Below are 7,706 nucleotides of genomic sequence, written 5' to 3'. Positions count from 1 at the left end.
TCGAGAGCCTGCCCCGTACTTGATACGGGGAGGGGCCTGATTTTTCAAGCGGCAGTGCCCTGATTTGTAAACTGTCCGAAGTATTAAACCTGCAACCTGTAACCTGCCAACCTGTAACCTGCCAACCTGCCAACCCTTCCCCATGCCTCCCACCATCTGGACCATCGTGCTACTGATTTGCAGCAATGTATTCATGACGTTCGCCTGGTACGGGCATCTCAAAAATATGGCGGAGAAGCCCTGGCTGATCGCCGCGCTCGTCAGCTGGGGCATCGCGTTTTTTGAATACATGCTCCAGGTGCCGGCGAACCGCATCGGCCACGAGGTGATGACCGTCGGGCAACTCAAAGTGCTCCAGGAGGTTATTACGCTCAGCGTCTTCGTCCCCTTCTCGGTTTTTTTCATGAAGGAGAAACTGACGATGGACTACCTCTGGGCCGGCCTCTGCCTGCTCGGGGCGGTCTTTTTCCTCTTCCGAGGCAAACTCGGGGGATGAATTCGACATACTCATGTAAGGACACGATACTTCGTGTCCCCCCTATACCCGCTAACCCCACGCTTTATGCGCATCGGAACCATCGAATTTCGGGATAGACCTCTGTTTCTCGCGCCCATGGAGGACGTGAGCGACCCGCCGTTCCGCATCCTGTGTAAGCGGTACGGGGCGGATATGTTGTACACGGAGTTCATTTCGACCGGCGGCCTGATCTACGACGCCGAGGATAGCCGGCAGAAGCTGGACATCTACGACGAGGAGCGCCCGGTGGGCATCCAGATCTTCGGGGGGGAGATCGACCAGGTCCGCGAGGCCACCCGGATCGTCGACGACGTCGGGCCGGATCTCATCGACATCAATTTCGGATGCCCGGTCAAGAAGGTGGTGTGTAAAGACGGCGGCGCCGGCATCCTCCGCAATCTCCCCAAGATGCAGGCCATCACGGAGGCGGTCATCGCGGCTTCCACACGCCCCGTCACGGTAAAAACACGCCTCGGCTGGAGCGACGAAACCATCCAGATCCTGGACGTCGCCCGGATGCTGGAGCAGACCGGCGTCCAGGCCCTCGCCGTCCACGCCCGCACCCGCTCGCAGATGTACAAGGGCGAGGCGCGGTGGGATTGGCTGAAGCGCATCAAGGAGGAAAGTGGCATCCAGATCCCGCTGATCGGAAACGGCGACGCGACGACCCCGGAAAAGATCGAGCTGATGTTCGCGGAGACGGGCGTCGATGCCGTAATGATCGGCCGGGGGGCCATCGGCAACCCGTGGATCTTCCGCGACGCGCGTATCTACCGGGAGACCGGCGAGACGCCTCCCCCGCCCTCCTGGGAGGAACGCATTCAGGTGGTGGTGGAGCACCTGACGCTCAAATGCGAATGGCTGGGCGAACGAAAGGGGGTGATGGAGATGCGCCGGATGTACGGCGGTTACTTCAAGGGCTTCGAGGGCGCCAGCCGGCTCCGCACGCTCATCATGGAGGAGTCCACGCAGGACGGGGTCATCAACCTGTTGCTGAATTTCGGGCCTGAGGAAGCCGCGGCGTCCCGCCCAGCGCCCATCGCCGTCCGGCCGGCCCGCCTGCCGGTGTCGCTCGCTACCCGGCCTGCGGCCGCCCCATGAGGAGGCGATCCAGCCCGACAATCAATACCCCGAGCGCCCCCAGTACGGTCATCGCCGCCAGCGGCTCCCAGATGACCAGCCCGCCGATGCTCCCGAGCACGCCGCCAAGGTACTTGATGTAGTTCAGCTGCTCGTTCGTGGCCCGGATCATCAGCTCCTCCAGCCGGCGTTCGTCGTACGCCTGCATGTTCGTCGCGACAATGCTGTACACGTCCAGGTTCTCGACAAACGAAAGCACCATCTTCGTCACCGCATCCTCGATGTCCTCCGAACGCGCCTGGATCTTCGCTGGAATCGCGTCCAGCAGGCCGTCGAACTGGTCGAGCGCGCTGTCGATCGACGTCGGCAGCTTGCTGACGGCCTCGTCGATGCGACGTTGAAAATCCTGCTCTCCCAGAAAGCGGTAGGTCTTGAGGGCGATGCCGCCGAGGCCGCCGGCGTGCTCTTCGATTTTCTGGATAATAAAGGAGACAATCTTGCGGCGTACCTCTTCCGACCCCACCACCTGTTCGATGTATTCGGCCGCGACGCCCTTGATCTCCCGTCGAAACTCGGGGTCCTCGACCACGCCGCGCGTCACGTCGAAGGCCATGTCGCGGTAGCGACCGATGATGCCACTCTCCTCGATCCTCTTTTTGATGATGTCCGCATTGATCAACTCCTCGGAGACCGTCGACGCCAGGCGGTAGATGACCCGCTCGCGCTGGGCGGGGATGAGGCCCTGCCCCAACAGCGGCCGGCGCTGGCGGGGGTGGAACAACATCGTGATCGCCAGCCAGTTCGTGAGGAAGCCGATGAGCCCGCTCACCGCCAGGATCCGCAGGAGCCCGTCGAATTGAAACGGCACGCCGGCGAGGGTGGCGCTCATCCCATTAAAATCCCAGAAAAAGGAGATTCCGAACAGGACTCCCAGCAGCCACGGGACGAGCCGAAGGATGGGCAGGATGGCCGCCTGGCTACCGGTTTGTCTTGGCGGCTCGGGAAACCGGGTGGGGGTTTCGACGCGTTCGGGGAGATGCCGGCGGATGTACTTCCAGAGGACGGTCCGCAGGTTGCGCGCGCTTTCGCGGGTGGCGTCGCGCACCTCGGGAAGAGCGGACACCTCCGGCAGGCCGGCCTCTCGGAGGGTGGCCGGCGTCACGGGCGGCGAAGCGCCATCGATGGGGAGGGTCGGGTCGTCGGTCATTCCTCAGAATCCAATACGCGCCGCGTTTGCCTGCATGCCGCGGATCACGGTTTCGATGTGGGTGTCCAGGTCGACCCCCATCTCCTCCACCCCCATCTGGATATCTTCCCGGCTTACGGCCGCGGCAAATAGCCGATCCTTCAGCTTCTTCTTGACGGATTTTGGCGTCATACCGGTGAGGCCGTCAGGGCGGACGTAGGCGACGGCGGTCACGAAACCCGACAGCTCATCGACCGCGAACAGCGCTCGCGCGAGGGGCGTCTCGCGGGCGACACCGCTGTAGGTGGCGTGGCCGAGGATAGCCTGAAGCATGATCTCGGGATACCCAGCGTTGCGCAGGACCTCCACGCCTACAAACGGATGTTCGGCCGGCGTGGGGTGTTTTTCGTAGTCCATGTCGTGCAACAGTCCCGTCATACGCCACAGCGTTTCATCTTCCCCGAGGAGTCGGGCGTATTCACCCAGCGAGGCCTCGACGGCGTAGGCATGCCGGCAGAGGCTGTCGCTGAGGGTCCAGGTATGTAGCAGCGTAAGGGCGTCGTCGTAGGAGGGCATGAGGATCTCGCCGGGGCAATGGGCAGGGCGTACGGGCAATCGGCGTTGAAGATGCGGGTCAGAACAGGTCTACGATGCGCAGCGCCTTCATGTAGCGCACCGGGTTCTGTTTAAAATCCACCAGCAGCGCATTCATGTTTTGCACCGTCGAGTCCAGGTTGTTATACAGCGACGGGTCGTTGATCATGAGCCCGAGTGTGCCTTCGCCGCGGTCGATCTTGCCGACGATGGTATCCAGGCTGGCCATGGTGGATTCGAGTTGCGCCATGTTGCCATCCATGCGGGCGAGGAGGTTGTTCAGGTGGCCCAGGGAGATAGCGAGCGAGTCGTTCGCGCTGCCGGCGACGTCGCCCAACGTCACCGTCAGGGTATCGACGTTCGCCAGGACCCGCGAGATGCGGGACCGCTCCGCCACCATAAGGCGCTCGAGTTCGTTGGCGCTCCCACGGAGGGAGGTGAGCATGAGGCGGAGGTCGCCCTGCGGCTCGATGATGCCGCGGGTATCCGTCAGCGTCGCGTTGAGGCCCACGAGCACGCTGTCTATCCTTTCTACCAGCACAGGAGCACGTTCGGACATCGTGGCGAGCAAGTCGGATGCCCCCTGGCTGGGGATGCTGCCCTCAGGCTCGATGGGCGGGTTGCCGGCGGGGCCGGGGTGGATGGTGAGTTGGACGGCCGACAATGCGTCGATGCCCGTGATTTCGGCATAGGAGCCCTGCGGCACCGAAATCTTCGAATCGAGCCGGATGCGGATGTTTACCAGGTTGGTCGCTGGATCGAGCTCCACATCCTGCACGCTGCCGACACTTACCCCGTTGATGCGGACGGCGTTGCCCGTAACCATCCCGCGGGCATTCTCGAAACTGGAGTAGAGGTCGTAGGTCCCCCTGAACAGAGGGATGCTATCGAAGAAGCGCGAGCCGAGGATGAACACGACTACGCTGATGACGATCGAAGCGCCGACTTTGAATTCGTTCGAATATTTCACAGGTCAAAAGGTCAATAGGATGGAGGATTCGTCGCGACCGACGTCCGTGGGCCGCCGATCTGGTACTCATGGGCCTTCACAAAATCGAGCAGCACATCGTCGGTGCTCGCATGGAGTTCCTCAACCGTCCCTATCCAGCGGATGGTCCCCTGGTGGATAAACGCGGCCCGGTCCGCGATGCTCAGGACCGAGTGCATGTCGTGTGTCACGACGATGCTGGTTACGTTCAACCGGTCGGAGAGCCCGCTGATGAGGGCATCGATGGTATTGGACGTTTCGGGATCGAGCCCGGTATTGGGCTCGTCATAAAAGATGTATTTCGGCCGCAGGGCGATCGCGCGCGCCAGAGCGACGCGTTTCTTCATGCCGCCAGAAAGCTCGGACGGCATCTTGTTACCCACGTCCTCCAGTTCGACCATCTCCAGGCATTCATGGACGACCCGCGCGATCTCCGCCGGCTTCTTGTCGGTGAACGTCGCCAACGGAAAGGCGACGTTTTCGAACGATGTCATCGAGTCGAATAACGCCCCGCCCTGGAATAAGACCCCGAACTGCCGGCGCACGGTGCGGAGCGCCCGGTAGTCGAGCTTGTTGATGTCCACGCCGTCGATCAAGATCTCGCCGCTGTCGGGCTTGAGCAGGCCGATGAGGTGCTTCATGAGCACACTCTTGCCCGACCCCGAGCGCCCGATGATAGCAAACGTCTCCCCCTCCTCGATCTGCATGTTGACGTCTTCCAACACCGGTCGGTCGTTGAAGCTCTTGAACAGGTTTTTTGCTTCGATCATAGGTTAAAGAAGCGTCATGGCCAGCACCAGGTCCGCCAGCAAGATGTACACGCAACTCGTCACGGCGGCCTCCGTGGTGCTACGCCCGACGCCTTCCGCGCCGCCGCTGGTGTAATAGCCTTTGTAACAGGAAATGGACGTAATCACGAATCCGAATACGAGGGACTTGATGATGCCGAACACCGGGTCGAACGGATTAAAGAATTCGCGCGCGCCGCTGACGAACTCGCCGGCCGGCACCCAGCCGCCCAGATGTGCCACTGCGATGCCGCCGCCGACGCCCACCAGCACGGCGGCGATGTAGAGGACGGGAAACATGAGCACGCCGGCGAGAACCCGCGGGATGATCAGGTAGCCGATCGAGTTGAGTCCCATCGCCTCGAGCGCGTCGATCTGCTCCGTCACCCGCATCGTGCCCAACTCGGCCGCGATGCGGGCCCCCACGCGGCCCGTGAGAATGAATCCCGTCACCACCGCACCCAGCTCCAGGATCATCGATGGGGCCACGATCGACCCGATGATCGACTTCGGAAACAGGGGGGATACCAGCTGATAGGCCGTCTGCACCGTCGTCACAGCCCCGGAGAACGCCGCCGCAAGCGCCGTGATCGGGAGCGAGTCGATCCCGATCTTGACCATCTGATCGAAGAGGTTCTTCCGGTACGTATGGAACTCGTTCAGCGATTCGAACGCATGGGTCAACAGCAAGGTATACCGCCCCAGCGCACGAATCGGATCGAGCATGTAGAGGCTAACAACCGACATATTCGGACACGCCAGGGATGAGGTGCATGAACCCGTTCAGGCCTGATTTACGCCGGGAGGACGTGGGACAGCGGGCGTTGGAAAACGAAGGGACCGATATGATCCAGCCTGTACTTAGTTCCTGTATCGCCCCCTTTACGCCGGACGTATGACGGGATGTTGTCACCGCCGCGCCGTATCCTCAGGGCAGCCTTCCCGGGTCAACGGTTTTCGCCCTTTTGCCTTTTACCTTTTACCTTTCGCACTCGTCTCCCATGGCTCGTTCCAAAACCCGCTTCGTTTGTCAGCAATGTGGCCACACCGCGCCGCAGTGGCTGGGCAAGTGCCCGAGCTGTGAGGGCTGGAATACATTTGTCGAGGAGATGACGCAGGCGCCCGTCAAGGCGCGGGTGTCGTCGCTGGGGATGAAGTCCGAACGGCCGATGAAGCCGCTGGCGCTGAAGGACATCGCGCTGACCTCCGAGAGCCGGATTGTGACAGGCGTGCAGGAATTCGACCGCGTGCTGGGCGGTGGGATCATGCAGGGGTCGTTTGTGCTCATCGCCGGCGACCCCGGGATCGGGAAAAGCACGCTCATGACCGAATTGGCGCGGTACGTGCCGGACCGCCGGCTGCTCTATGTCACGGGCGAGGAGTCCATCCGCCAGGTCAAGCTCCGCGCCGAGCGCCTCGGGGTTTCGTCGGACAACTTCTTCCTCTTCGCCGAGACCAACGTCGAGCGCATCATCGCGGCGGTGCAGGAGATGCAGCCGGACATCATGGTGGTGGATTCGATCCAGACGATCTTCCGGCCGGACGTCCAGAGCGCGCCGGGCTCGGTCAGCCAGGTCCGTGAAAGCGCGGCCGCACTGCTCCAACTCGCGAAGGAAAACGAAATCCCGACGTTTATCGTGGGGCACGTGACGAAGGACGGCTCGATCGCCGGCCCGCGCGTGTTGGAGCATATGGTGGATACGGTATTGTATTTCGAGGGGGATCGGCACCACGCCTTCCGGATCCTCCGGGCGGTGAAGAACCGGTTCGGGTCGACCAACGAGATCGGGGTGTTCGAGATGCGCGCCGGCGGGCTGCTGGAGGTCAAAAACCCGAGCGAGATCTTCCTGTCCGAGCGGAGCTTCGGGGCCAGCGGATCGACGGTCGTCTGCTCCCTCGAAGGCACCCGCCCGATCCTGGTCGAGATCCAGGCGCTGGTGACGTCCACCTCCTACAACACCCCGCAGCGCAACGCCACCGGGTTCGAGGCGCGCCGGCTCCAGATGCTGCTCGCCGTGCTCGAAAAACGCGAGGGGCTGCGGCTCTCGACACACGATGTGTTCGTGAACATGGCCGGCGGGGTGCGGCTCGAGGAGCCGGCGGTGGACCTCGGCGTCATCCTGGCCGTCGCCTCCTCGTTCCGGGATATTCCCACCGACACCGGGACGGTGCTGATCGGCGAAGTAGGCCTCGGCGGCGAAATCCGCACCGTCAGCCAGATCGAGCCGCGCCTCAACGAGGCCGCGAAGCTCGGCTTCACCCGAGCCATCATCCCCGAAAACAATAAAAAAGGAGCGACGATTCCGAAAGGATTGGAGGTGACGGGCGTCGAACGGCTGAGCCAGGTGTTGGATTTGGTGCTGTAGGCCGGGTTAGGTCCCCACCAGGGACCGTAACCCGGCGCGCTCCACGGTTTAATGTCGGCCTCCGGCCGCCGGGATTGCGATTCCCATACGGGTGAACCCCGGGTTACGGCCGCCGGGATTGCGATTCCATGCGGGTGAACCCCGGGTTACGGCCGCCGGGATTGCGATTCCATGCGGGTGAACCCCG

8 protein-coding genes are annotated in these 7,706 nt (G+C 62.5%); 3 read left to right on the top strand and 5 right to left on the bottom strand.

Annotation, left to right across the window (positions count from 1 at the left end):
* Positions 1–142 precede the first annotated feature (142 nt).
* Both SH809_06390 and dusB read left to right on the top strand, forming a co-directional pair.
* Positions 143–496, top strand: a complete 354-nt coding sequence (locus tag SH809_06390; GenBank protein ID MDZ4699313.1) for a DMT family protein — start codon at positions 143–145, stop codon at positions 494–496.
* 66 nt (positions 497–562) lie between these two features.
* Complete coding sequence (gene dusB / locus SH809_06385; protein MDZ4699312.1) at positions 563–1,618, top strand: tRNA dihydrouridine synthase DusB; 1,056 nt, start codon at positions 563–565, stop codon at positions 1,616–1,618.
* On the opposite strand, the gene SH809_06380 is transcribed toward dusB, so the two are convergent.
* From SH809_06380 to SH809_06360, 5 genes are read right to left on the bottom strand one after another with little or no spacing between them, the layout of a single operon-like run.
* Positions 1,593–2,804, bottom strand: a complete 1,212-nt coding sequence (locus tag SH809_06380) for a DUF445 family protein (GenBank protein MDZ4699311.1) — start codon at positions 2,802–2,804, stop codon at positions 1,593–1,595. The two genes, dusB and SH809_06380, sit on opposite strands and share 26 nt — an antisense overlap.
* Before the next feature lie 3 nt (positions 2,805–2,807).
* Positions 2,808–3,359, bottom strand: a complete 552-nt coding sequence (locus SH809_06375) for an HDIG domain-containing protein (GenBank protein MDZ4699310.1) — start codon at positions 3,357–3,359, stop codon at positions 2,808–2,810.
* Between the two features lie 58 nt (positions 3,360–3,417).
* On the bottom strand, positions 3,418–4,347 hold the full coding sequence (locus SH809_06370) for an MlaD family protein (protein MDZ4699309.1): 930 nt from the start codon (positions 4,345–4,347) through the stop codon (positions 3,418–3,420).
* Between the two features lie 11 nt (positions 4,348–4,358).
* On the bottom strand, positions 4,359–5,135 hold the full coding sequence (locus SH809_06365; protein ID MDZ4699308.1) for an ABC transporter ATP-binding protein: 777 nt from the start codon (positions 5,133–5,135) through the stop codon (positions 4,359–4,361).
* A 3-nt stretch (positions 5,136–5,138) separates the two neighbouring features.
* Entirely contained in the window at positions 5,139–5,900 is a 762-nt protein-coding gene (locus SH809_06360) for an ABC transporter permease (protein ID MDZ4699307.1), read from the bottom strand.
* A gap of 254 nt (positions 5,901–6,154) precedes the next feature.
* Here SH809_06360 and radA point away from each other — a divergent pair, with 254 nt between their 5' ends.
* Positions 6,155–7,519 carry a DNA repair protein RadA gene (radA, locus tag SH809_06355; protein MDZ4699306.1) on the top strand — a complete coding sequence of 455 codons (1,365 nt, stop codon included), beginning with the start codon at positions 6,155–6,157 and terminating at the stop codon, positions 7,517–7,519.
* Positions 7,520–7,706 lie beyond the last annotated feature (187 nt).

Source organism: Rhodothermales bacterium (assembly GCA_034439735.1).
In the GTDB taxonomy this organism is placed as follows: domain Bacteria; phylum Bacteroidota; class Rhodothermia; order Rhodothermales; family JAHQVL01; genus JAWKNW01.
This window is presented reverse-complemented; position numbering and strand designations above follow the sequence as displayed.